This window comes from Enterobacter sp. KB-280D8, from assembly GCF_041399405.1.
In the GTDB taxonomy this organism is placed as follows: Bacteria; Pseudomonadota; Gammaproteobacteria; order Enterobacterales; family Enterobacteriaceae; genus Enterobacter; species Enterobacter cloacae_N.
Map to the genome: position 1 here is coordinate 1 of NZ_JBGKEC010000005.1, position 23,060 is coordinate 23,060.

22 protein-coding genes are annotated in these 23,060 nt (G+C 56.3%); 11 read left to right on the forward strand and 11 right to left on the reverse strand.

The window, feature by feature from the left end:
* Positions 1-93: 93 nt before the first annotated feature.
* Complete coding sequence (gene yieH, locus AB8818_RS15330; protein ID WP_192984757.1) at positions 94-759, reverse strand: 6-phosphogluconate phosphatase; 666 nt, start codon at positions 757-759, stop codon at positions 94-96.
* Between the two features lie 165 nt (positions 760-924).
* Between yieH and adeP the strand changes: the two genes are divergently transcribed.
* Entirely contained in the window at positions 925-2,262 is a 1,338-nt protein-coding gene (gene adeP, locus AB8818_RS15335) for an adenine permease AdeP (RefSeq protein WP_163330067.1), read from the forward strand.
* A gap of 92 nt (positions 2,263-2,354) precedes the next feature.
* Here the strand turns inward: adeP and AB8818_RS15340 are convergent, their stop codons facing one another.
* From AB8818_RS15340 to rpmH, 9 genes are all read right to left on the reverse strand, one after another.
* Positions 2,355-2,921, reverse strand: a complete 567-nt coding sequence (locus AB8818_RS15340) for an NADPH-dependent FMN reductase (RefSeq protein ID WP_014833835.1) — start codon at positions 2,919-2,921, stop codon at positions 2,355-2,357.
* A gap of 36 nt (positions 2,922-2,957) precedes the next feature.
* Positions 2,958-3,704 carry a 4'-phosphopantetheinyl transferase superfamily protein gene (locus tag AB8818_RS15345; protein ID WP_116343661.1) on the reverse strand — a complete coding sequence of 249 codons (747 nt, stop codon included), beginning with the start codon at positions 3,702-3,704 and terminating at the stop codon, positions 2,958-2,960.
* Between the two features lie 122 nt (positions 3,705-3,826).
* A complete protein-coding gene (yidZ, locus tag AB8818_RS15350; protein WP_116343660.1) occupies positions 3,827-4,798 on the reverse strand; it encodes an HTH-type transcriptional regulator YidZ in 972 nt (323 codons plus the stop codon).
* Positions 4,767-5,942, reverse strand: a complete 1,176-nt coding sequence (locus AB8818_RS15355) for an MFS transporter (protein ID WP_163329965.1) — start codon at positions 5,940-5,942, stop codon at positions 4,767-4,769. Before AB8818_RS15355 ends, yidZ begins: the two co-directional genes overlap by 32 nt.
* Positions 5,943-6,053: 111 nt before the next feature.
* The gene (mnmE, locus tag AB8818_RS15360) at positions 6,054-7,418 is read right to left on the reverse strand and encodes a tRNA uridine-5-carboxymethylaminomethyl(34) synthesis GTPase MnmE (RefSeq protein ID WP_116343658.1); all 1,365 of its coding nucleotides are present in this window, start codon (positions 7,416-7,418) and stop codon (positions 6,054-6,056) included.
* 73 nt (positions 7,419-7,491) lie between these two features.
* Positions 7,492-9,135 (reverse strand): membrane protein insertase YidC, encoded by a 1,644-nt coding sequence (yidC, locus tag AB8818_RS15365; protein ID WP_163329966.1) that lies wholly within the window; start codon positions 9,133-9,135, stop codon positions 7,492-7,494.
* 2 nt (positions 9,136-9,137) lie between these two features.
* The gene (gene yidD, locus AB8818_RS15370; protein ID WP_001307474.1) at positions 9,138-9,395 is read right to left on the reverse strand and encodes a membrane protein insertion efficiency factor YidD; all 258 of its coding nucleotides are present in this window, start codon (positions 9,393-9,395) and stop codon (positions 9,138-9,140) included.
* Positions 9,359-9,718, reverse strand: coding sequence for a ribonuclease P protein component (gene rnpA / locus AB8818_RS15375; RefSeq protein WP_014072458.1), 360 nt, complete (start codon positions 9,716-9,718; stop codon positions 9,359-9,361). Before rnpA ends, yidD begins: the two co-directional genes overlap by 37 nt.
* Positions 9,719-9,734: 16 nt before the next feature.
* Entirely contained in the window at positions 9,735-9,875 is a 141-nt protein-coding gene (gene rpmH / locus AB8818_RS15380; RefSeq protein ID WP_000831330.1) for a 50S ribosomal protein L34, read from the reverse strand.
* A gap of 599 nt (positions 9,876-10,474) precedes the next feature.
* Here rpmH and dnaA point away from each other — a divergent pair.
* The 4 genes from dnaA to gyrB are packed head-to-tail and all read left to right on the forward strand — an operon-like array spanning position 10,475 to position 16,487.
* On the forward strand, positions 10,475-11,869 hold the full coding sequence (gene dnaA, locus AB8818_RS15385) for a chromosomal replication initiator protein DnaA (protein WP_032644944.1): 1,395 nt from the start codon (positions 10,475-10,477) through the stop codon (positions 11,867-11,869).
* A 4-nt stretch (positions 11,870-11,873) separates the two neighbouring features.
* On the forward strand, positions 11,874-12,974 hold the full coding sequence (gene dnaN / locus AB8818_RS15390) for a DNA polymerase III subunit beta (protein WP_008500170.1): 1,101 nt from the start codon (positions 11,874-11,876) through the stop codon (positions 12,972-12,974).
* Entirely contained in the window at positions 12,974-14,047 is a 1,074-nt protein-coding gene (gene recF, locus AB8818_RS15395) for a DNA replication/repair protein RecF (RefSeq protein WP_192984755.1), read from the forward strand. Before dnaN ends, recF begins: the two co-directional genes overlap by 1 nt.
* A 28-nt stretch (positions 14,048-14,075) precedes the next feature.
* On the forward strand, positions 14,076-16,487 hold the full coding sequence (gene gyrB / locus AB8818_RS15400; protein WP_116343654.1) for a DNA topoisomerase (ATP-hydrolyzing) subunit B: 2,412 nt from the start codon (positions 14,076-14,078) through the stop codon (positions 16,485-16,487).
* A gap of 29 nt (positions 16,488-16,516) precedes the next feature.
* On the opposite strand, the gene AB8818_RS15405 is transcribed toward gyrB, so the two are convergent.
* Positions 16,517-17,452 (reverse strand): LysR family transcriptional regulator, encoded by a 936-nt coding sequence (locus tag AB8818_RS15405; RefSeq protein ID WP_116343653.1) that lies wholly within the window; start codon positions 17,450-17,452, stop codon positions 16,517-16,519.
* Between the two features lie 108 nt (positions 17,453-17,560).
* On the opposite strand from AB8818_RS15405, the gene AB8818_RS15410 reads away from it, so the two are divergent.
* The 6 genes from AB8818_RS15410 (at position 17,561) to dgoD (ending at position 23,051) form a co-directional block, all read left to right on the forward strand.
* Positions 17,561-18,586: an NAD(P)-dependent alcohol dehydrogenase gene (locus AB8818_RS15410; protein ID WP_192984753.1), complete on the forward strand. Its 1,026-nt coding sequence runs from the start codon at positions 17,561-17,563 to the stop codon at positions 18,584-18,586.
* A gap of 115 nt (positions 18,587-18,701) precedes the next feature.
* Positions 18,702-19,514, forward strand: a complete 813-nt coding sequence (gene yidA / locus AB8818_RS15415; RefSeq protein WP_192984751.1) for a sugar-phosphatase — start codon at positions 18,702-18,704, stop codon at positions 19,512-19,514.
* 226 nt (positions 19,515-19,740) lie between these two features.
* On the forward strand, positions 19,741-20,430 hold the full coding sequence (gene dgoR, locus AB8818_RS15420) for a D-galactonate utilization transcriptional regulator DgoR (protein WP_003861109.1): 690 nt from the start codon (positions 19,741-19,743) through the stop codon (positions 20,428-20,430).
* Positions 20,427-21,305: a 2-dehydro-3-deoxygalactonokinase gene (locus tag AB8818_RS15425; RefSeq protein ID WP_116343650.1), complete on the forward strand. Its 879-nt coding sequence runs from the start codon at positions 20,427-20,429 to the stop codon at positions 21,303-21,305. Before dgoR ends, AB8818_RS15425 begins: the two co-directional genes overlap by 4 nt.
* Entirely contained in the window at positions 21,289-21,906 is a 618-nt protein-coding gene (locus AB8818_RS15430) for a 2-dehydro-3-deoxy-6-phosphogalactonate aldolase (RefSeq protein ID WP_116343649.1), read from the forward strand. Before AB8818_RS15425 ends, AB8818_RS15430 begins: the two co-directional genes overlap by 17 nt.
* The gene (dgoD, locus tag AB8818_RS15435) at positions 21,903-23,051 is read left to right on the forward strand and encodes a galactonate dehydratase (protein ID WP_028014940.1); all 1,149 of its coding nucleotides are present in this window, start codon (positions 21,903-21,905) and stop codon (positions 23,049-23,051) included. Before AB8818_RS15430 ends, dgoD begins: the two co-directional genes overlap by 4 nt.
* The last annotated feature ends 9 nt before the right edge of the window (positions 23,052-23,060 follow it).

The following is a 23,060-nucleotide window of genomic DNA, read 5'->3' on the forward strand; positions in this document are numbered from 1 at the left end:
ATCGCTGAAAGCCTTAACTCGTTCTGAAACAAAGTTACTGCTTCTGCTTATAAATTACTGGGGATTCCTCAGCCCCTGGGGTGAGGGGAAAACTCAGCGAGTAATATCCCATCCGCGCGCCTTCCACAACGCTGGCAACTGCGCCAGATCGGTAAAGGTCGTTACTTTTGGATGATCGATCGGCCTGTTGTGCGGATCGGCACAGAAGTAAAACACCTCCATCCCCGCATCAATCCCCGACTGCGCGCCCGCAGACGAGTCATCCACCAGAATGCAGTTCTTCACGTTGACGTTCATCGCGTTTGCCGCATGGAACATCAGCGCCGGATCTGGCTTCCAGCGCTGGATATCGTAGCCGCTGAACAGTTTTTCCGGGAAATGGTGCAGCATCTCAAGCTTGCCGAGCGAGTGCTGCATTTTGCTGACCGGGCCGTTGGAGACCACACAGATCGGCACCGTCATTGCATCCAGCAGCGCGTTTGCACCGGCAATGACCTCCAGCTCAGAATCGAACAGGCGTGCGACCTCGGCGCGGTACACCGGTTCCAGATCCGCTTTTGCCAGACTGACACCGTGTTCTTTGTTAATGATGTCGATAATCTCGTAGAGCTTTACGCCCTTAAAGCGTTTGAACACCTCTTCGAGTTCCAGCGTAATGCCAAATTCCTGGAACATGGTGACATACGCGCGGGAACAAATGACCTCACTGTCGACCAGCGTACCGTCGCAGTCGAAAAATACCGCTTCAATTCCGGACATGCCTTTCCCTTTTAACAAGTTTAACGTTTTCGTACGGCAGTTCGCCGGGACGCAATCGTTGCCGTATAAGCAAAATCAATGAAAAAAGTATCACGTAACCGCCACTATTGTCGCATTTTGGTATAGGATAGCGACGAATTTTCCCTCCTTGTTCGGAAATTGATGATGAGTCAACAACACACTACCCAGACATCTGGTCAGGGTCTGCTTGAGCGCGTGTTTAAACTGCGCGAGCACGGCACAACGGCACGCACCGAAGTGATCGCCGGTTTCACCACCTTCCTGACGATGGTCTATATCGTTTTTGTGAACCCGCAAATTTTGGGCGTCGCTGGCATGGACACCAGCGCCGTCTTTGTAACCACCTGTCTGATTGCGGCGCTTGGCAGCATCCTGATGGGCGTGTTCGCTAACCTGCCGGTTGCGCTGGCACCGGCAATGGGCCTGAATGCGTTCTTCGCGTTCGTGGTAGTTCAGGCGATGGGTCTGCCGTGGCAGGTTGGCATGGGTGCCATCTTCTGGGGCGCTATTGGCCTGCTGCTGCTGACCATTTTCCGCGTGCGTTACTGGATGATTGCGAACATTCCTGTGAGCCTGCGCGTGGGTATCACCAGCGGTATCGGTCTGTTCATCGGCATGATGGGGCTGAAAAACGCCGGTGTGATCGTGGCGAACCCTGAAACGCTGGTGAGCATCGGCAATCTGACCTCTCATAACGTGCTGCTGGGCGTGCTGGGCTTCTTTATCATCGCGATCCTGGCCTCCCGCAACATTCATGCGGCGGTGCTGGTGTCCATCGTGGTGACCACCCTGCTGGGCTGGATGCTGGGTGACGTTCACTATAACGGCATCGTCTCTGCGCCACCGAGCGTCTCTACCGTGATTGGCCATGTTGACCTGGCGGGCTCCCTGAACCTGGGCCTGGCGGGCGTGATCTTCTCCTTCATGCTGGTCAACCTGTTTGACTCCTCCGGTACGCTGATTGGCGTGACCGATAAAGCGGGTCTGGCGGACGAGAAAGGCAAATTCCCGCGCATGAAGCAGGCGCTGTATGTGGATAGTATCTCTTCCGTGGCGGGTTCTTTCATTGGCACCTCGTCTGTTACCGCTTACATTGAATCCTCTTCCGGCGTCTCCGTGGGCGGCCGTACAGGCCTGACGGCGGTGGTGGTAGGTATCCTGTTCCTGCTGGTGATTTTCCTCTCTCCGCTGGCGGGTATGGTTCCACCGTATGCGGCAGCCGGCGCACTGATTTACGTGGGTGTGCTGATGACGTCGAGCCTGGCGCGCGTGAAGTGGGAAGATTTAACCGAAGCGGTGCCGGCCTTTATTACCGCCGTGATGATGCCGTTCAGCTTCTCAATCACCGAAGGTATCGCGCTGGGCTTTATCTCTTACTGCGTAATGAAGATCGGTACCGGCCGCTTCCGCGACCTCAGCCCATGCGTGATTGTCGTGGCGCTGCTGTTTGTGCTGAAGATTGTGTTTATCGACGCCAAATAAACAGCAAGCCCTTTTCTTCGAAAAGGGCTTTAGTGTTTGTTCCCTTTCCCCGTGGGAGAGGGCCAGGGTGAGGGCATCAGGCCGCAGTGATCTTACGCCTTCACCCGCTTAATATAATCCCCAAACGCCGTTAGCTGGCCAGAGAGATGGTCACGCGTGCTCTGATCCACCACTTCACCCGTTTGCGGGTCGACCTTGTTCTGAATCACACCGCCCATAAATTCCGGTTTGTTCATCACCATCGCATCGAGGAACACCAGGATCTGGCGCAGATGGTACTGGCAGCGCGCGCCGCCAATCGCGCCCATTGAGCTGGTCTGGATCAGCACCGGTTTGCCGGACAGCGGCTGCTCCGGTAAACGAGACAGCCAGTCGATGGCGTTCTTCAGGCCACCCGGAACCGAGTAGTTATACTCCGGCGTGACAATGACCACGCCGTCGGCCTGGCGAATTTGCTCTGCCAGTGCCTCAACGCTCTGCGGGAACCCTTCTTCCTGCTGGACATCTGCATCATAAAGCGGGATATCGCCAATAGATGGCAGGGCGCTAATTTCCATACCTGCCGGGGCCAGCTGCGGCAGCGTGCGGGCAACCATTCCGTTAAATGAACCTTTGCGCAGGCTTCCCAGTAACGTAACTACTTTCAACGTATCAGACATGATTACTCCTGTTTCATCATGATGACCCTGATTGGATCAGCTATGGGTAAATGCTTTTTCTGCCGGTAAACTGGTTAAACGCATCAGGCGTGCGGCGGGCTCGTTGGCGCGCTCGGGCACATCCGGAAGGCTACTCCATCCCTCTTTGCTGTCAAATTCCCAAATCTTTAGCCGTTCGATGGCAGGGCTGACTGCAACAGACCATATCAACACATCTTCTGCATCGCTGAGCGCCTCTACAAGCGTGGCTTTAGCGGCACGCAGGCGTCCGGAGCCCGGCAACAATTGCAACAGGCTGGCGTCGTCTGAAGCGCATCCGCAGAGCTTGCGAATGCTCTGGCGCAGGGTGATGAGCTGGGCTCGGGCTTCAACAGGATCGTTCTGGTTGCGTACCCACAGCTTTTCATTGCTGGAAAGCGGGTAGTCATCGTGCGGGCTTGCGCCATGAAACCCCCGCGTCGCACGCTGAAGTTCCATATCCAGCCCGCAATCGCCTTCGGTGGTCAGCGCCACGCCAATGATATTCCCCGTATAGGCAATAGAAAAACGGGGGAGTTCCGGGTCGGCAAAGACCGGTCGGCCTTCTGGTTGCGTGACGATCTCGGGCAGTTCGCTGGTGCCGTACAGCATAAACAGCAGTTCTGCGAGAAGCGCTCTGGAGGCTAAAAACCGCGTCCTGCGGTGTTCGGGGAGTTTGAGTGCCTCACTGTGACAGGCTGAAGAGAGTCTTGCCGATACGAGACGTCCTTCTGTAAGTATCCCTCTTGCAAAGTGCGTTGCCATTTTTCGCTCCTTGATAATGGTCGTAATCGGTTAAACGGTTACATGATTATCGCTTAACTTGACTCCTGTTTTAATCAGTAAATAGGAGTAAAAGAAGCCTGAGGGCCGAACTTTACATTTTCTTAGGCAAAAATTGGATCGCTGCCACCGTACAACGCCTTGATGGTTTCCCGCAGCCAGAGAATTTTCGGATTATGGCTGTTCCGTTTATGCCAGATTAGCGTGAAGGGAACGGTCAGCTTTTCAGCCTGCGCTTCGTCAATGGGAATAGGAAGCGCGATCAGCTTCCGCTGGTGGAGTTCATTGTAGTGGCGACAGTAATGGGGAGCCGTGGCGATATAGTTATGGCCGGGCTGTGCCGCCATAAACATCGACTGCTCAAAGCCCGGCAAACACATGGCAATGTTTCTCTCCCGCCCCATCTCTTTTAGCACCTCATCCAGCGCCCAGGTGTCGCTCCGTTCCCAGAAGATACTGATATGGGGATAGCGCAGGAAGGTCTCCAGATTCCACTCCTCCTGCAGAGCGGGATGGTCCTCGCGTAAATAGACGCAAGGGCGGTCGCTAAACAGGATTTCGTAGTCGATAAACCACGGCATCAGCTTCAGCAGTTCACGCGAGCGCGGGTGCGTTTCACGACCGGTGAAGCCAACGTCCACTTCCCCGCGCGTAATGGCGTCCAGTGAGTCGTAATCCCAGTGACGCACCTTCACCGTCGCCTGCGGATAACGCTGATTTACTTGCTCCAGCAGGGTGTTAAAGCGGATGAGCATCAGCGGCGTTTCGGCGGCCAGCACGAACGTTAGCCCGCCTGGCGAATCATGGTGGAATTTGTCGAGGATCTGGTTGCCGATTTGCATCCAGTCGGCCAGATCCTGCTCCAGGCTGACCGTCAGCGGGGTGGGCAGCAGCCCTAACGGCGTTTTGACAAACAGCGGGTCGTCAAACCAGTCGCGCAGCTTGGCCAGCGATTTGCTCACCGCCGACGGCGTCACGTTCATCCGCTTCGCAGCTTTGGTGACGCTGCGCTCCTGCAGCAAAAGCTGCAGGCAAAGCAACAGGTTAAGATCGAGACTGCTGATGGGCTTCTTCATAGTGTGCCGCGGGCCGGATGACCATAAGTAAGGTGATGCAGACCATGCTACAGGCAATCAGTATCCCGATCAGCATATTGAGCGCGTTAAGTCCGATGACTGCCGCCAGCCATATCCACAGAGACGAGCCGCAGACCTGTGCGATCCCCAGCACCGAGCTTGCCACGCCTGCCCGCAGCGAGAACGGGCCGAGCGCCTGACTCATCGCCACGCCAAAGCCAACCGAGAACCCAGCACAGATGAGGGTAATGCCCACCAGCATCACCGCATGTGAGCTGGTGGTCGCCAGGATCGCGCCTGCGGCGAGGAATAAAACCTGTGAGGTCAGCATCAATGTACGTTGGCTGAAAACATTTAGCGCAAACGGCGTCGAAAACGAAACGGCCATACTAACCATCGCGGTTAATGCCATCACCGTTGAATACTCACCGCGATCGAAACCCATGGTCTCCATCAGCAACACCGGGGAAACGTTTACATACGTCAGGATCACCGCCACGCTTAAGGTCGTCACAGCCAGACGGCTGAGGAAAAAGCGGTTGAGAAGCTTCTCTGCCGGATGAATGGTTGCGGTATGGCTGGAATTCTGCGAGCCCGGGTGGGTCTCTTTCAGCACGGCGATCGACAGGATAAACACCAGCGTGCCCATGGCCGCCATGGTCCAGAACAGGCTCTGCCACGGGAATTTCAGCATGATCAGATAGCCCACGACCGGAGCCAGCACCGGGATGATGCAGGTAATGCCGTTCAGCATCGAAAGCACTTTAGCGCGGCGCTGGGCGCTTAAGGTGTCGCGCAAAATCGCAAACGCCACCACGTAGCAGCCACCGGCACCAATGCCCTGGATGAACCGTCCTGCCAGGAACACGGTGCTGTTCTGCGCCTGTGAGCAGAGAAGAGAGGCTAGGGCAAAGATGATGGCACCGGTTATCGCGACGGGCTGACGGCCTGCCTTATCCGCAATTTTCCCGGCAAAGACCATCGACGACGCCATCCCCGCGAGGTAGGCCGAAAACGCGATGTGCAGCTGCGCTTCGCTGGCACCCAGATCGCGTGCGATGTGCGGTAATCCCACCAGATACATATCAATGCCGGACGGATAAAGAAGAACTAATGCGAAACTACAAAACAGAAAACGCGCCATAAACCCCCCATAGATGCAGGCATGCAGGATAGGGGGTGAAAAGGGATTAGGCGAGTTGCCATTTGGACAATGGTGATTTCCTGAGAGGAAATCACCATTGATTAGCGGGAACTATTTACCGATACAGAAGCTTGAGAAAATCCTTCCCAGCAGATCGTCCGACGTAAACTCCCCGGTGATCTCGCTCAGATTCTGCTGCGCCAGACGCAGCTCTTCCGCCAGCAGCTCGCCCGCCCACGCGCCGATCAGCTGCGCTTTCCCCTGAACAAGGTGGTTCGCCGCCTCTTCCAGCGCCTGCAGGTGACGACGACGCGCCAGGAAGCCGCCTTCCATACTGGTATCAAAGCCCATGCTCTGCTTGAGATGGTTGCGCAGGTCGTCCACGCCTTCACCCGTACGCGCCGACAGGCGAATCAGTGAGTGACCATTCACATCGCTGATACCCAGCGTTTCGCCGGTAACATCTGCTTTGTTACGCACCACGGTGATCGGCAGTTTGGCCGGCAGACGGGCGATAAAGTCCGGCCAGATCTCCGCCGGGTCAACGGCGTCGGTCGTGGTGCCGTCGACCATAAACAGTACGCGGTCGGCCTGCTCGATCTCCTGCCAGGCGCGTTCGATACCGATGCGTTCCACTTCATCGCTGGCATCGCGCAGGCCCGCGGTATCAATGATATGCAGCGGCATCCCGTCGATGTGGATATGCTCGCGCAGTACGTCGCGGGTGGTGCCGGCAATGTCGGTGACGATCGCCGCTTCACGGCCTGCCAGAGCGTTCAGCAGGCTCGATTTCCCGGCGTTAGGGCGACCAGCAATGACCACCTTCATCCCTTCACGCAGCAGGCTGCCCTGGCGCGCTTCGGCACGCACGGCGTCGAGATCGTTCATCACCTGGTTGAGCTGGGCTTCGATTTTACCGTCAGAGAGGAAGTCGATTTCCTCGTCCGGGAAATCGATAGCCGCCTCCACGTAGATCCTGAGGTGAGTAAGTGCTTCCACAAGATGATTTACGCGTGCGGAGAATGCCCCCTGCAGCGAGTTAAGCGCGGAGCGTGCCGCCTGTTCCGAACTGGCGTCGATCAGGTCTGCAATCGCTTCTGCTTGCGCCAGGTCGAGCTTGTCGTTGAGGAAAGCACGTTCGGAGAACTCGCCCGGCTTCGCAATGCGCAGGCCAGGCAGGGTCAGAATACGTTTTAACAGCAGGTCGAGGATAACCGGGCCGCCGTGGCCCTGCAGCTCCAGCACGTCTTCGCCGGTGAAGGAGTTCGGGCCGGGGAACCACAGCGCAATGCCCTGGTCCAGCGGCGTGCCGTCCGCATCTTTAAACGGCAGGTAATCAGCGTAGCGCGGCTTTGGCAGTTTACCCAGCACCGCTTCGGCCACCTCGCGCGCCTTCAGGCCGGAGATACGCAGAATGCCTACACCACCGCGTCCCGGTGGGGTTGCCTGGGCGACGATAGTGTCGTTATGGCTCATGGTTGGTCTCGTTCAATACAAATAAAAAAAGGCGGTCAATCGACCGCCCTTATTTTAGCGTTAACTTACCGAATCAGGACTTTTTCTTTTCGCGGCTATGCAGGCCACGTTTTTCCAGACCACGGTAAATCAGCTGCTGCTGGATGATGGTCACCAGGTTGCTGACGATATAGTACAGCACCAGACCTGACGGGAACCACAGGAAGAACACGGTGAAGATGACCGGCATAAAGGTCATGATCTTCTGCTGCATCGGGTCGGTCACGGTGGTCGGCGACATCTTCTGGATGAAGAACATCGTCACACCCATCAGGATCGGCAGGATGTAGTACGGGTCCTGTGCGGACAGGTCATGGATCCACAGGGCGAACGGCGCGTGGCGCAGCTCAACGGAACCCATCAGCATGTAGTACAGCGCAAGGAAGATTGGCATCTGAATCAGCAGCGGGAAGCAACCACCCAACGGGTTCACTTTTTCTGCTTTATACAGGGCCATCATTTCCTGGCTCTGACGCTGTTTGTCATCGCCCAGACGCTCACGCATCGCCTGAATCTTCGGCTGCAGCATGCGCATCTTCGCCATGGAGGTGTACTGCGCTTTGGTCAGCGGGTACATGATGCCACGAACGATGAAGGTGATAACGATGATGGAGAAGCCCCAGTTACCCAGGAAGCTGTGGATGAACTTCAGCAGCTTAAACAGCGGCTGAGAGATGAACCACAACCAGCCGTAATCCACGGTCAGATCCAGGTGCGGCGCGACGGCTGCCATTTTGTCCTGGATTTCCGGGCCGACCCACAGGGTGCTTGCCAGCTTACCGGTTTGACCCGGCTGAACCAGAACCGGCTGTGATTTATAGCCGATGGCTGCAATACCGTTGCCCAGGTTCGCGGTGTAGAAGTTATTGGTACCGTCGTTATTTGGGATCCATGCCGTTGCGAAATACTGTTGCAGCATTGCTACCCAACCGCCTTTGGAGCTGACGTTCAGGTTTTCGTTATCGGCAATGGTGTCGAATTTGTATTTCTCGTACTTCGCGTCAGGCGTGGAGTACGCCGCGCCACGGAAGGTATGCAGCGCAAAGTTGCTGCTTCCGGTGTCACGGTGAGAAGGCAGATTGATGGACTGCTTCAGCTGACCGAAGGTAGACAGTTCCAGCGGTTTCGCACCGGTGTTTTGTACGCTGTAGCCCACGTTCACCGCATACTCACCGCGTTTCAGAGTGAAGGTTTTGGTGAAGGTGTTGCCTGCCGCGTCGGTGTAGGTCATCGGGATAACGAGTTCGTTCTGGCCGTCAGCCAGCACAAAGGTGTCGTTGTCGACGTTATACAGTGGACGCGCGCCGTTAGCCGGGTTATCCGGGCCATCACGACCGGTCAGGCCGCTCTGCGCCTGATACAGGAACTCCGGTGTGGTTTCCAGTAACTGGAACGGTTCGTTAGACTTCAGCTCTTTCGGGTAGGTCAACAGCAGCGCCTGCTCAACATCACCACCACGGGTGTTGATAGTCAGCTCAAGCACATCGGTCTTAACCGTAATCTGTTTCCCCTGGCCACTGGCCGGTACGCCCTGGTCGGCGGCGCTACCCGCTGCGGTGGTCGTAGTCTGCGTGGTCTGCTGCTGGGGTTGAGGATTTTTATCCTGCTCCCATGCCTGCCAGATCATGAAAGACACGAACAACAAAGCGATGATAAGAAGATTGCGTTGCGAATCCATCGTTAGTGTTCTCTGGTATCAAAAGGTCCTGGGGGGACGGGGTCGTCTCCACCGGGGTGTAAAGGGTGGCATTTTAATACGCGTTTCACCGTCAACCAACTGCCTTTTATCACTCCAAACCTGCGCAATGCCTCAATTCCATAGCTTGAGCATGTTGGTGTGAAACGGCAGTGCGGCCCGAGTAGCGGACTAATCAGGCGTTGATAGACCCGAATGAGGGCTATCAGGACCCGTGAGCCAGGCGACAGTGGCGGCGCCATAATTTTTCCAACGCTTCCGAGAGAGCACGGTTATCGAGGTCGGCAACCCCCTTTTTAGCCACCACCACGAAATCCATAGAAGGCAGTTCGTGCTGACGTAAACGGAAGCTTTCACGCGTCAGACGTTTAATCCGGTTGCGTTCATGCGCACGCTTAACGTTTTTCTTAGCGACTGTGAGACCGATGCGGGGATGCCCCAGCGAATTTTGGCGGCCGAGAATGGTGATTTGCGGCGTGCCAGCCCGTTGTGGCTGCTGGAAGACGAAAGTGAAATGAGTGGGAGTTAACAAACGTAACTCCCTGGGAAATGCTAGCTTAACCACTCAGGGGTTAGCTTTATTACTTGGAAACGGTCAGACGAGCGCGGCCTTTAGCACGACGACGTGCCAGAACCTGACGACCATTTTTAGTAGCCATACGAGCACGGAAGCCGTGAGAACGGTTGCGCTTCAGTACAGACGGTTGAAAAGTGCGTTTCATGGCGATTTCTACCTAAACTTGAAAAAATTCATGACTTTTGCGGATGCCCGACCGAGTTTCGAATGACGGACGCCGAAGCCGTGGGTGATTAAAGAGGCCGGATTGTAATAATTGTACACTCCGGAGTCAATTCTCTTTCCTTATTTCCCGCGTATTTCCGCACGATTTCGCGTGGAAAATGAGCAACGGACGACGCAGGAAGATGAGCATCACGCGCCGGGTCGAGGATTATACGGCCTCGCCAACAAAGCGCAAGGATCGTCCCGGATCTTCGTTAGATCATTTAAGCAATAAATTGTCGTTGCTCATTAAATTTTCCAATATGCGGGCTAAATCGCGGGGCACTCGCGCCAGGATCGTTTACACTTACCCGGTTTCGGATCTTCCTGTGGATAAATCGGGAAGAATCTGTGAGAAACAGAAGATCTCTGGCTCAGTTTACGCTATGATCCGCGGTCCCGATCGGGATCCCAGGATCCTGGTCAGGATAAATTGCAGATAGCAATTCGCACGTCCCCCTTTACACAGGGTCATGTCGATGTGCGCCAACAATCATGAATATTCAATAGTTTTCTTTTATTGTTCGAGTGGAGTCCGCCGTGTCACTTTCGCTTTGGCAGCAGTGTCTTGCCCGATTGCAGGATGAGTTACCAGCCACAGAATTCAGTATGTGGATCCGCCCGTTGCAGGCGGAGCTGAGCGATAACACGCTGGCTTTGTATGCGCCAAACCGTTTTGTGCTCGATTGGGTAAGGGACAAATACCTTAATAACATCAATGGTCTGCTGAACGATTTCTGCGGGTCAGATGTCCCACAGCTGCGTTTTGAAGTGGGCACAAAGCCGGTCACCCAAACCGTTCGTGAAACCGTAAATGTAGCCGCGCCTGCTCAGGCTGTTCCGGCTCCGGCACCTCGCGTCGCACCCGCTCGTCAGGGCTGGGATAACGTCCCTGCCCCCGCAGAGCCAACCTATCGCTCTAACGTTAACGTGAAACACACGTTCGATAACTTCGTTGAAGGTAAGTCGAACCAGCTGGCGCGCGCGGCGGCCCGTCAGGTTGCGGATAACCCCGGCGGTGCCTACAACCCGCTGTTCCTCTATGGCGGCACGGGTCTCGGTAAAACCCACCTGCTGCATGCGGTAGGTAACGGCATTATGGCCCGCAAGCCTAACGCGAAAGTGGTGTATATGCACTCCGAGCGCTTCGTTCAGGACATGGTAAAAGCCCTGCAAAACAATGCGATCGAAGAGTTTAAACGCTACTACCGTTCCGTTGACGCGCTGCTGATCGATGACATCCAGTTCTTTGCCAATAAAGAACGATCGCAGGAAGAATTTTTCCACACCTTCAACGCCCTGCTGGAAGGTAATCAGCAGATCATTTTGACCTCGGATCGTTATCCAAAAGAGATCAACGGCGTTGAAGATCGTCTGAAATCCCGCTTCGGCTGGGGCCTGACCGTGGCGATCGAGCCACCGGAGCTGGAAACCCGCGTTGCGATCCTGATGAAGAAAGCCGATGAGAACGATATTCGCCTGCCGGGTGAAGTGGCGTTCTTCATTGCCAAGCGTCTGCGCTCCAACGTGCGTGAGCTGGAAGGGGCGCTGAACCGCGTTATCGCCAATGCCAACTTTACCGGTCGTGCGATCACCATCGATTTTGTGCGTGAAGCGCTGCGTGATTTGCTGGCATTGCAGGAAAAACTGGTCACTATCGACAATATTCAAAAGACGGTGGCTGAGTACTACAAGATCAAAGTGGCAGATTTACTGTCTAAACGTCGTTCCCGCTCGGTGGCGCGTCCGCGTCAGATGGCGATGGCGCTGGCAAAGGAGTTAACCAACCACAGTCTGCCGGAAATCGGCGATGCGTTTGGTGGCCGTGACCATACGACCGTGCTGCACGCTTGTCGCAAGATTGAGCAGTTACGCGAAGAAAGCCACGACATAAAAGAAGATTTTTCCAATCTAATCAGAACATTATCATCGTGACGCTATGAAATTTACCGTTGAACGTGAACATTTATTAAAACCGCTGCAACAGGTGAGTGGCCCATTAGGCGGCCGCCCAACGCTGCCTATTCTCGGAAACCTGCTGCTTCAGGTCGCGGACGGTACGCTGTCGCTGACCGGTACAGATCTGGAAATGGAAATGATCGCGCGCGTTACGCTGACGCAGCCGCACGACGCGGGCGCGACCACGGTTCCGGCACGTAAATTCTTTGATATCTGCCGCGGGCTGCCGGAAGGCGCTGAAATCGCCGTGCAGCTGGAAGGCGACCGCATGCTGGTGCGCTCTGGCCGCAGCCGTTTCTCGCTCTCCACGCTGCCAGCTGCAGACTTCCCGAACCTGGACGACTGGCAGAGTGAAGTGGAATTCACCCTGCCGCAGGCGACGATGAAGCGTCTGATTGAAGCCACGCAGTTCTCCATGGCGCATCAGGACGTTCGTTACTACTTAAACGGCATGCTGTTCGAAACCGAAGGTGAAGAGCTGCGTACCGTGGCTACCGACGGCCACCGTCTGGCGGTCTGTTCTATGCCGATTGGCGACTCACTGCCAAACCATTCGGTGATCGTGCCGCGTAAAGGGGTGATTGAGCTGATGCGTATGCTCGACGGTGGCGACACGCCGCTGCGCGTGCAGATCGGCAGCAATAACATCCGCGCGCACGTGGGCGATTTTGTCTTCACATCGAAGCTGGTTGACGGCCGTTTCCCGGATTATCGCCGCGTGTTGCCGAAGAACCCGGACAAAACGCTGGAAGCGGGCTGCGATAGCCTCAAGCAGGCGTTTGCCCGTGCCGCGATCCTCTCTAACGAGAAATTCCGCGGCGTGCGCCTTTACGTGAGTGAAAACCAGATCAAAATCACCGCTAATAACCCGGAGCAGGAAGAGGCAGAAGAGATTCTGGACGTCACCTACGCCGGGGCTGAGATGGAAATCGGCTTTAACGTCAGCTACGTGCTGGATGTGCTCAATGCACTGAAATGCGAGAACGTGCGCATCCTGCTGACCGACTCCGTTTCGAGCGTACAGATTGAAGATGCCGCATCACAGTCGGCTGCTTATGTTGTCATGCCAATGAGACTGTAATGTCGCTCACCCGTCTGTTGATCCGTGACTTTCGCAATATCGAAAGCGCGGATCTCGCTTTATCCCCCGGCTTTAACTTCCTGGTTGGCGCGAACGGCAGCGGCAAAACCAGCGTGCTGGAAGCCATCTATACGCTCGGCCACGGTCGGGCGTTTCGCAGTTTGCAGATTGGTCGCGTCATTCGCCACGAGCAGGAATCCTTTGTTCTGCACGGACGTTTGCAGGGCGCAGAGCGGGAAACCTCCATCGGCCTGACCAAAGACAAGCAGGGCGACAGCAAGGTGCGCATCGACGGCACCGACGGCCATAAAGTGGCGGAGCTGGCGCTGCTGATGCCGATGCAGCTGATTACGCCGGAGGGGTTTACTTTACTCAACGGCGGCCCCAAATACAGAAGAGCGTTCCTCGACTGGGGATGCTTTCACAACGAAGCCGGTTTCTTTAACGCCTGGAGCAACCTGAAGCGTCTGCTCAAGCAGCGTAACGCCGCGTTGCGCCAGGTTACCCGTTACGCCCAGCTGCGTCCGTGGGACATGGAGTTAATCCCTCTCGCGGAACAAATCAGCAACTGGCGTGCCGAATACAGCGCGGGTATCGCCGAAGACATGGCCGGCACCTGCAAACAGTTTTTACCCGAGTTCTCTCTCACCTTCTCCTTCCAGCGAGGCTGGGAGAAAGAGACGGATTATGCCGAGGTGTTAGAGAGAAGCTTTGAGCGCGACCGCATGTTGACCTACACCGCGCACGGCCCGCACAAGGCGGATTTTCGCATTCGTGCCGACGGTGCGCCGGTGGAAGACACGCTGTCGCGCGGGCAGCTCAAGCTCCTGATGTGCGCGCTGCGCCTGGCGCAGGGGGAGTTCCTCACCCGCGAGAGCGGGCGGCGCTGCCTGTACCTGATAGATGATTTTGCCTCGGAACTTGACGACGCGCGGCGCGGGCTGCTTGCCAGCCGCTTAAAAGCCACGCAGTCGCAGGTTTTCGTCAGCGCCATAAGCGCTGAACACGTTATGGACATGTCGGACGAAAATTCGAAGATGTTTACCGTGGAAAAGGGTAAAATAACGGATTAACCCAAGTTGAAATGAGCGAGAAACGTTGATGTCGAATTCTTATGACTCCTCCAGTATCAAAGTCCTGAAAGGGCTGGATGCGGTGCGTAAGCGCCCGGGTATGTATATCGGCGACACGGATGACGGCACCGGTCTGCACCACATGGTATTCGAGGTGGTAGATAACGCTATCGACGAAGCGCTCGCGGGTCACTGTAAAGACATCGTGGTCACCATCCATGCTGACAACTCCGTCTCCGTCACCGATGATGGCCGTGGCATCCCAACCGGTATTCACCCGGAAGAGGGCGTATCCGCTGCGGAAGTGATCATGACCGTTCTGCACGCAGGCGGTAAGTTCGACGATAACTCCTATAAAGTTTCCGGCGGCCTGCACGGTGTAGGCGTTTCCGTAGTTAACGCCCTGTCGCAGAAGCTGGAGCTGGTCATCCAGCGCGAAGGCAAAATTCACCGTCAGATTTACCAGCACGGCGTGCCTGAAGCCCCGCTGGCCGTTACCGGCGATACCGACAAAACCGGTACCATGGTGCGTTTCTGGCCGAGCCTCGAAACCTTCACTAACGTCACCGAATTCGAGTACGACATCCTGGCGAAACGCCTGCGTGAACTGTCGTTCCTGAACTCCGGCGTATCGATTCGCCTGCGCGACAAGCGTGACAACAAAGAAGACCACTTCCACTACGAAGGCGGTATCAAGGCGTTCGTTGAGTATCTGAACAAGAACAAAACGCCAATTCACCCGAATATCTTCTACTTCTCCACCGAAAAAGACGGTATCGGCGTGGAAGTGGCGCTGCAGTGGAACGATGGTTTCCAGGAAAACATCTACTGCTTCACCAACAACATTCCACAGCGTGACGGCGGTACTCACCTTGCGGGCTTCCGCGCGGCGATGACCCGTACCCTGAACGCCTACATGGACAAAGAAGGCTACAGCAAAAAAGCTAAAGTCAGCGCCACCGGTGACGACGCCCGTGAAGGCCTGATTGCCGTTGTTTCCGTTAAGGTGCCGGATCCGAAGTTCTCCTCACAGACCAAAGACAAGCTGGTCTCTTCCGAGGTGAAATCAGCGGTTGAGCAGCAGATGAACGAACTGCTGAGCGAGTACCTGCTGGAAAACCCGAACGACGCGAAAATCGTTGTGGGCAAAATTATCGATGCGGCGCGTGCCCGTGAAGCGGCGCGTAAAGCCCGTGAGATGACCCGTCGTAAAGGCGCGCTGGACTTAGCGGGCCTGCCGGGCAAGCTGGCTGACTGTCAGGAACGCGACCCGGCGTTGTCCGAACTGTACCTTGTGGAAGGGGACTCCGCGGGCGGTTCTGCGAAGCAGGGCCGTAACCGTAAAAACCAGGCGATTCTGCCGCTGAAGGGTAAAATCCTCAACGTTGAGAAAGCGCGCTTCGACAAGATGCTCTCTTCCCAGGAAGTGGCGACGCTCATCACCGCGCTGGGCTGCGGCATTGGCCGCGATGAGTACAACCCGGACAAGCTGCGCTATCACAGCATCATCATCATGACCGATGCGGACGTCGACGGCTCGCACATCCGTACGCTGCTGTTGACCTTCTTCTATCGTCAGATGCCTGAAATCGTTGAGCGTGGCCACGTCTACATTGCACAGCCGCCTCTGTACAAGGTGAAGAAAGGCAAGCAGGAACAGTACATCAAAGATGACGACGCGATGGATCAGTACCAAATCGCGATCGCCCTTGACGGTGCAACCCTGCACGCGAACTCCAGCGCTCCGGCACTGGCAGGCGAGCCGCTGGAGCGTCTGGTCTCCGAGTTCAACGCCACGCAGAAAATGATTGGCCGTATGGAGCGTCGTTATCCAAAAGCCCTGCTGAAGGAACTGGTCTATCAGCCAACCCTGACCGAAGCCGATCTGAGCAACGAGCAGACCGTGACGCGCTGGGTGAACGCTCTGGTGAGCGAGCTGAACGAGAAAGAACAGCACGGCAGCCAGTGGAAGTTCGACGTTCAGCAGAATGCGGCGCAGCAGTTTGAGCCTATCGTTCGCGTCCGTACCCACGGCGTCGACACCGACTATCCGCTGGAGCACGAATTTGTGACCGGTCCGGAATACCGTCGTATCTGCACCCTCGGCGAGAAGCTGCGCGGCCTGATCGAAGACGATGCGTTCATCGAACGTGGCGAGCGTCGTCAGCCGGTAGCCAGCTTCGAGCAGGCGCTGGAATGGCTGGTGAAAGAGTCCCGTCGCGGTCTGTCTATCCAGCGTTATAAAGGTCTGGGCGAAATGAACCCGGATCAGCTGTGGGAAACCACCATGGATCCGGAAAGCCGTCGCATGCTGCGCGTCACCGTGAAAGACGCGATTGCTGCGGACCAGCTGTTCACCACTCTGATGGGTGACGCGGTTGAACCGCGTCGTGCCTTCATCGAAGAGAACGCGCTGAAAGCGGCGAATATCGATATCTAATGCCGTTACACTGCGATAAAAGCCGCGCTTCAGCGCGGCTTTTTTATGGGCGCAGGAAGGTCCAGCGACATCACAGCCGGTAAACGGCTCGCCAGCGTATCTACAGCAATTCTAACCCTCAGCGGCAGATGAGGCGTCAGCTGCCAGACGGCATGAACGTTGAAGTGAACATCCGGCGCCTGCTTCAGGAGCGGGACGAGTTTTCCCTGATGAATTTCTTTGATGACCATCCAGCAGGGCAACCAGGCAATGCCGTGCCCGGCCAGCGCAGCGTCGCAAATAGCCTGCAAATCATCCATGTTTAGCGACGAACGGGGAGTAAAGGTGCGAGACGTTCCTTCGTCATCCATCAACTGCCAGGGCAACACTCTGCCCGCGCGCAGATAGTTAATGGCAGTATGCTGGGGTAAATCATCAACGCGTTGTGGCTGGCCTTTCTTCTGCAGGTAATCCGGCGCTGCGCACAGCACCATGCGGTGTTCTCCAAGCTTTCTGGCCACCAGCACGCTGCTGTCCTGCAGCGTGCCGTTACGTACCGCCATATCAAACCCTTCCTCGACCAGATCCACCACGCGGTCGCTGAATGACATTTCCAGTTCAAGCCCGGGGTGTTCCTGCGCCAGCGCGATCAGCAGCGGGGCGACGCACTGACGGCCAAACAGTACCGGCATGGCAACGCGCAGGCGGCCACTGACCTGCTGTTTCCCTGTTTCAAGTAGCGATTCCGCGCCACGGATTTCCTCCAGCGCGCGCAGGCAGCGTTCATAAAAAAGGGCGCCGTTATCGGTCAGCCTCTGGCTGCGGGTGGTGCGGTGAAAAAGACGAACGCCCAACCGCTGTTCGAGGCGAGCGATGCTTTTTCCTACCGCCGAGCGTGACAAATGCAGACGAATGGCGGCCTGCGCAAAACTACCCGCCTCAACGGCGGCCACAAAAACAGGAATATCCTTCAGCGTATCGGACATAGATTGTCTCTATTCTGGCGTCAATAAAGGGAAAACTTATCGCCACTGGAGAATATGAGTCAACGGTAGACTGTCATTACTGAAGCTTATCTGATGGCAGGAGAAAAAATGACAGAAACAATGCAGCGCTGGTCAATGAACGCCCTCGGGCGCGAGAATCTTAAACTCGTTCATGAACCGGTTCCCCAGCCAGGCCCGGGTGAAGTGCGCGTGCGGGTAAATGCCGTTGCGCTCAACTACCGCGATAAAATGGTCATTGAAGGCACGATGCCGATCCCGCTTTCCTTCCCGTTCACCCCGGCGTCTGACATGGCGGGCGTGGTGGACAGCGTGGGTGAAGGCGTTACGCGTTTCAAACCTGGCGCTCGCGTTATTTCAACCTTCTTCCCGGAGTGGATCGACGGCAAGCCGCAGGCAGACGCGCGCAACTTGCCCTACAAAACGTCCGGCGGCTATTTCCAGGGAATGCTGGCCGAGTATGTGATTGTAAATGAAAACGCGCTGGTGGCTTCCCCGGAAACCCTGGATGACGCAGAGGCCAGCACGTTACCCTGCGCAGGTCTTACCGCCTGGTTCGCACTGGTGGAGCGGGGTCAGCTCCGCGCCGGGCAATCGGTACTGGTACAGGGGACGGGCGGTGTGGCGATTTTCGCCCTGCAAATTGCAAAAGCGCACGGCGCAGAGGTCATTGTCACGTCCGGGAGCGATGAAAAGCTGGCGCTCGCCAAAAAACTGGGCGCCAGACAGGGCGTCAACCGCCTGAAAAGTGACTGGGCTGAAGAGGCATTGGCGCTGACTCAGGATCGCGGCATCGACCATATTATCGAAACCGTAGGTGGGGAGAACCTGAAGCATTCCCTGCGTGCCGTTGCCGTTCATGGGCGTATCTCCGTCATTGGCGTGCTGGCCGGAACTGACATTTCGCTGCCTGCTGGCGAGCTGCTGCTGAAATCCCCCGTCATTCAGGGGATTGGCGTGGGGCACCGTCGGGCGCTGGAAGATTTTGTCCGCGCTGTTGACGTCACGGGACTGAAGCCGGTGATTGAGCATCGCTACCGTTTTAACGAGCTTGAACAGGCCCTTGAACATCTGGATCGCGGCGCATTCGGTAAAATCGTTCTCACCCGCGAGTAAGTCGTCGTTCCCCGGGATAAGCGTAAAAGGGGTGTTTCTGTTGCGCAATGTAGCTCTATTTTTGTGGGCTTAATCGCGTTAGCATGAGGCAGCACTCATTTATCCCGGGGAACTCATGGCTATCAAACTTATTGCAATCGATATGGACGGCACGCTGCTGCTGCCAGACCACACTATCTCTCCAGCCGTTAAAAATGCGATCGCCGCCGCACGCGCAAAGGGTGTGAATGTGGTTCTGACCACGGGGCGTCCGTATGCGGGCGTTCACAGCTACCTGAAAGAGCTGCACATGAATCAGCCGGGTGATTACTGCATCACTTATAACGGCGCGCTGGTGCAGAAAGCCGCAGATGGCAGTACGGTTGCGCAAACCGCGCTGAACTATGACGACTACCTGTTCCTGGAAAAACTGTCCCGTGAAGTGGGCTCCCACTTCCACGCGCTCGATCGCAATACGCTCTACACCGCCAACCGCGATATCAGCTACTACACGGTACATGAATCCTACGTTGCGACCATTCCGCTGGTGTTCTGTGAAGCCGAGAAAATGGACCCGGCGACGCAGTTCCTGAAGGTGATGATGATCGACGAGCCGGAGATCCTGGATAAAGCCATCGCGCGCATTCCCGCCGAGGTAAAAGAGAAGTACACCGTGCTGAAAAGTGCGCCGTATTTCCTCGAAATCCTCGATAAACGCGTCAATAAGGGTACCGGTGTGAAATCGCTTGCTGATACGCTGGGCATCAAACCTGAAGAGATCATGGCGCTCGGCGACCAGGAGAACGACATCGCGATGATTGAATTCGCGGGCGTGGGCGTGGCGATGGATAACGCCATTCCGTCGGTGAAAGAAGTGGCTAATTTCGTCACCAAATCCAACCTGGAAGACGGCGTTGCCTACGCGATCGAGAAGTTTGTGCTGCAGTAACGCTTATTTTCAATCATCAGCCTCGGTTATCAACCGGGGCTTTTTTTTGCGCTGAATTTATCCAATTGTTCTTTTTGTGATCTTGATTGTAGTACAACATTAATTGATTGTACTACATTGTCACCACAGCAAAGACGAACTCTCTCACGTTTGTACTGCAAAAGTGAGGTGAAATTCAGCGGTCGCGGTAAAGTAGTGATGGACATACAGAGCACAAGGACTCTCCATGACACTCAATAAAACCGATCGCATTGTTATCACGCTGGGTACCCAGATTGTGGGCGGTAAATACGTTCCCGGTTCGCCGCTCCCCGCAGAGGCTGAACTGTGCGAGGAGTTTGAAACCTCGCGCAACATCATCCGGGAAGTGTTCCGCTCGCTGATGGCGAAGCGGCTGATTGAAATGAAGCGCTATCGCGGCGCGTTTGTTGCCCCGCGCAACCAGTGGAACTACCTCGATACCGACGTGCTGCAGTGGGTGCTGGAAAACGACTACGACCCGAGGCTTATCGGCGCGATGAGTGAAGTTCGAAACCTGGTGGAGCCGGCAATTGCGCGCTGGGCGGCGGAACGCGCGACCTCCGGTGATTTGGCCCAGATTGAATCGGCTTTAAACGACATGATCGCCAATAACCAGAACCGGGAGGCATTCAACGAGGCGGACATTCGCTATCACGAAGCGGTGCTGCAGTCGGTGCATAACCCGGTATTACAGCAGCTTAGCGTGGCGATCAGCTCGCTACAGCGAGCGGTATTTGAACGTACCTGGATGGGTGATGAGGCCAACATGCCAAAAACGCTCCAGGAACATAAAGCGCTGTTCGATGCGATACGGCATCAGGACGGCGATGCGGCAGAGCAGGCGGCGCTTACCATGATTGCCAGCTCGACACGAAGGCTGAAGGAAATCACATGACATCTCGCTACATCGCAATTGACTGGGGATCGACCAATCTGCGCGCCTGGCTATACCAGGGCGAGCAGTGCCTGGAGAGCAGGCAATCAGAAGCAGGCGTGACGCGCCTGAACGGTAAATCCCCCGAGGCGGTGTTAGCTGAGGTCACACAAAACTGGCGCGACAGCGCCACGTCGGTGGTAATGGCGGGAATGGTGGGCAGTAACGTAGGCTGGAAAATTGCACCTTATCTGCCGGTTCCCGCCCGTTTCTCCGCTATTGGTGAGCAGTTAACGTCCGTTGGCGACAATATCTGGATTATTCCCGGTTTGAGCGTCTCTCGCGACGATAACCGCAACGTGATGCGCGGCGAAGAGACGCAGCTGCTTGGCGCGCGCGCTCTCTCTCCTTCTTCTGTCTACGTCATGCCCGGCACGCACTGTAAGTGGGTCCAGGCTGACACTGAGCAAATCCACGATTTTCGCACCGTAATGACCGGCGAGCTGCACCATTTGCTGCTCAACCATTCGCTGGTCGGGGCCGGTTTACCTGAGCAGGAATCCTCGTCAGAGGCGTTTGCCGCCGGGCTTGAACGTGGGATCGCCTCCCCTGACGTTTTGCCGCAGCTTTTTGAGGTTCGCGCCTCGCACGTGCTGGGACTTCTCCCGCGCGAGCAGGTCAGCGAGTTTCTCTCCGGCCTGCTGATTGGCGCAGAGGTCGCCAGCATGCGTGAGTTCATCGCGCACGAGCAGGCCATTACGATTGTCGCAGGCGCATCGCTAACGTCGCGCTACGAACAGGCATTTCGCGCCGTTGGGCGTGATGTTTCGACGGTATCCGGCGACACGGCATTTCAGGCAGGAATAAGGAGCATCGCTCATGCAGTGGCAAACTGATCTTCCCCTTATCGCGATTTTGCGCGGCATCACGCCCGATGAGGTGTTAGACCACGTCGGCGCGGTTATCGACGCCGGGTTCGACGCGGTAGAAATCCCGCTCAACTCGCCCGAGTGGGAAAAAAGCATTCCGGCCGTGGTAGAGGCCTTCGGCGATAAGGCGCTGATTGGCGCAGGTACCGTGTTACAGCCTGAGCAGGTCGATCGGCTGGCAAAGATGGGCTGCAGGCTTATCGTCACACCCAATATTCAGCCTGAGGTGATCCGCCGCGCAGTGGGTTACGGCATGACAGTCTGCCCGGGCTGCGCCACCGCCACAGAAGCCTTTACTGCCCTTGATGCGGGCGCGCAGTCGCTCAAAATTTTCCCGTCATCGGCTTTTGGACCGGACTACATCAAGGCGTTGAAAGCGGTATTGCCCGCCAGCGTGCCGGTCTTTGCTGTGGGCGGCGTAACGCCAGAAAACCTGGGCCAGTGGATGAGCGCTGGTTGTGTGGGCGCAGGGCTGGGCAGCGATCTTTATCGTGCCGGACAGTCCGTGGAACGTACCGCACAGCAGGCGGCAGCATTTGTGAAAGCGTATCGAGAGGCAGTGAAATGAAAATAACCAAACTCACCACGTACCGTTTACCCCCGCGCTGGATGTTCCTGAAAATCGAAACCGATGAAGGGGTTGTAGGCTGGGGCGAACCGGTGATTGAAGGGCGCGCGCGCACCGTTGAAGCGGCAGTACACGAGCTGGGCGAATACCTGATTGGTCAGGATCCGGCGCGCATTAACGACCTCTGGCAGGTGATGTACCGCGCGGGCTTCTACCGCGGTGGTCCGATCCTGATGAGCGCCATCGCCGGTATCGACCAGGCGCTGTGGGATATCAAAGGTAAAGTGCTTAACGCGCCGGTCTGGCAGCTTATGGGCGGCCTGGTGCGCGACAAAATCAAAGCCTACAGCTGGGTCGGTGGCGACCGTCCGGCGGAAGTGATCGACGGCATCACGCAGCTGCGCAACATCGGCTTTGACACCTTCAAGCTCAACGGCTGCGAAGAGATGGGCGTTATCGACAATTCGCGTGCGGTAGACCGGGCGGTCAATACCGTGGCGCAAATTCGTGAAGCCTTCGGCAACGAGATTGAGTTTGGCCTGGATTTCCACGGCCGCGTCAGCGCGCCGATGGCCAAAGTGTTGATTAAAGAGCTGGAGCCTTATCGCCCGCTGTTTATCGAAGAGCCGGTGCTGGCCGAGCAGGCGGAGTACTATCCGAAGCTGGCTGAACAGACCCACATTCCTATCGCGGCGGGTGAACGTATGTTCTCGCGCTTCGAGTTTAAACGCGTGCTCGAAGCGGGCGGGATTGCGATCCTGCAGCCTGATCTCTCTCATGCGGGCGGCATCACCGAATGCTACAAAATTGCCGGGATGGCAGAAGCTTACGACGTGGCGCTGGCACCGCACTGCCCGCTCGGCCCAATCGCGCTGGCGGCCTGCCTGCACGTCGACTTCGTCTCCCGCAATGCGGTGTTCCAGGAACAGAGCATGGGGATTCACTATAACAAGGGCGCGGAACTGCTCGATTTTGTGAAAAATAAAGAAGACTTCTGCATGGAAGGCGGTTTCTTTAAACCGCTAACGAAGCCGGGCCTTGGCGTGGAAATTGACGAAGCTAAAGTCATTGAGCTGAGTAAGAATGCGCCGGACTGGCGAAACCCGCTGTGGCGTCATGAGGACGGCAGCGTAGCCGAATGGTAAATGCGCGTC

Excerpts from the sequence above, each read along its gene's own strand:
- dgoD (WP_028014940.1), top strand. The coding sequence starts at position 21,903 with ATGAAAATAACCAAACTCACCACGTACCGTTTACCCCCGCGCTGGATG.
- yieH (WP_192984757.1), bottom strand. The coding sequence starts at position 759 with ATGTCCGGAATTGAAGCGGTATTTTTCGACTGCGACGGTACGCTGGTC.
- AB8818_RS15355 (WP_163329965.1), bottom strand. The coding sequence starts at position 5,942 with ATGGCGCGTTTTCTGTTTTGTAGTTTCGCATTAGTTCTTCTTTATCCG.
- recF (WP_192984755.1), top strand. The coding sequence starts at position 12,974 with ATGTCGCTCACCCGTCTGTTGATCCGTGACTTTCGCAATATCGAAAGC.
- adeP (WP_163330067.1), top strand. The coding sequence starts at position 925 with ATGAGTCAACAACACACTACCCAGACATCTGGTCAGGGTCTGCTTGAG.
- dnaN (WP_008500170.1), top strand. The coding sequence starts at position 11,874 with ATGAAATTTACCGTTGAACGTGAACATTTATTAAAACCGCTGCAACAG.
- AB8818_RS15345 (WP_116343661.1), bottom strand. The coding sequence starts at position 3,704 with ATGGCAACGCACTTTGCAAGAGGGATACTTACAGAAGGACGTCTCGTA.
- mnmE (WP_116343658.1), bottom strand. The coding sequence starts at position 7,418 with ATGAGCCATAACGACACTATCGTCGCCCAGGCAACCCCACCGGGACGC.
- AB8818_RS15430 (WP_116343649.1), top strand. The coding sequence starts at position 21,289 with ATGCAGTGGCAAACTGATCTTCCCCTTATCGCGATTTTGCGCGGCATC.
- AB8818_RS15425 (WP_116343650.1), top strand. The coding sequence starts at position 20,427 with ATGACATCTCGCTACATCGCAATTGACTGGGGATCGACCAATCTGCGC.
- yidZ (WP_116343660.1), bottom strand. The coding sequence starts at position 4,798 with ATGAAGAAGCCCATCAGCAGTCTCGATCTTAACCTGTTGCTTTGCCTG.
- yidD (WP_001307474.1), bottom strand. The coding sequence starts at position 9,395 with ATGGCGCCGCCACTGTCGCCTGGCTCACGGGTCCTGATAGCCCTCATT.
- gyrB (WP_116343654.1), top strand. The coding sequence starts at position 14,076 with ATGTCGAATTCTTATGACTCCTCCAGTATCAAAGTCCTGAAAGGGCTG.
- AB8818_RS15340 (WP_014833835.1), bottom strand. The coding sequence starts at position 2,921 with ATGTCTGATACGTTGAAAGTAGTTACGTTACTGGGAAGCCTGCGCAAA.
- AB8818_RS15410 (WP_192984753.1), top strand. The coding sequence starts at position 17,561 with ATGACAGAAACAATGCAGCGCTGGTCAATGAACGCCCTCGGGCGCGAG.
- yidC (WP_163329966.1), bottom strand. The coding sequence starts at position 9,135 with ATGGATTCGCAACGCAATCTTCTTATCATCGCTTTGTTGTTCGTGTCT.
- yidA (WP_192984751.1), top strand. The coding sequence starts at position 18,702 with ATGGCTATCAAACTTATTGCAATCGATATGGACGGCACGCTGCTGCTG.
- rpmH (WP_000831330.1), bottom strand. The coding sequence starts at position 9,875 with ATGAAACGCACTTTTCAACCGTCTGTACTGAAGCGCAACCGTTCTCAC.
- dgoR (WP_003861109.1), top strand. The coding sequence starts at position 19,741 with ATGACACTCAATAAAACCGATCGCATTGTTATCACGCTGGGTACCCAG.
- AB8818_RS15405 (WP_116343653.1), bottom strand. The coding sequence starts at position 17,452 with ATGTCCGATACGCTGAAGGATATTCCTGTTTTTGTGGCCGCCGTTGAG.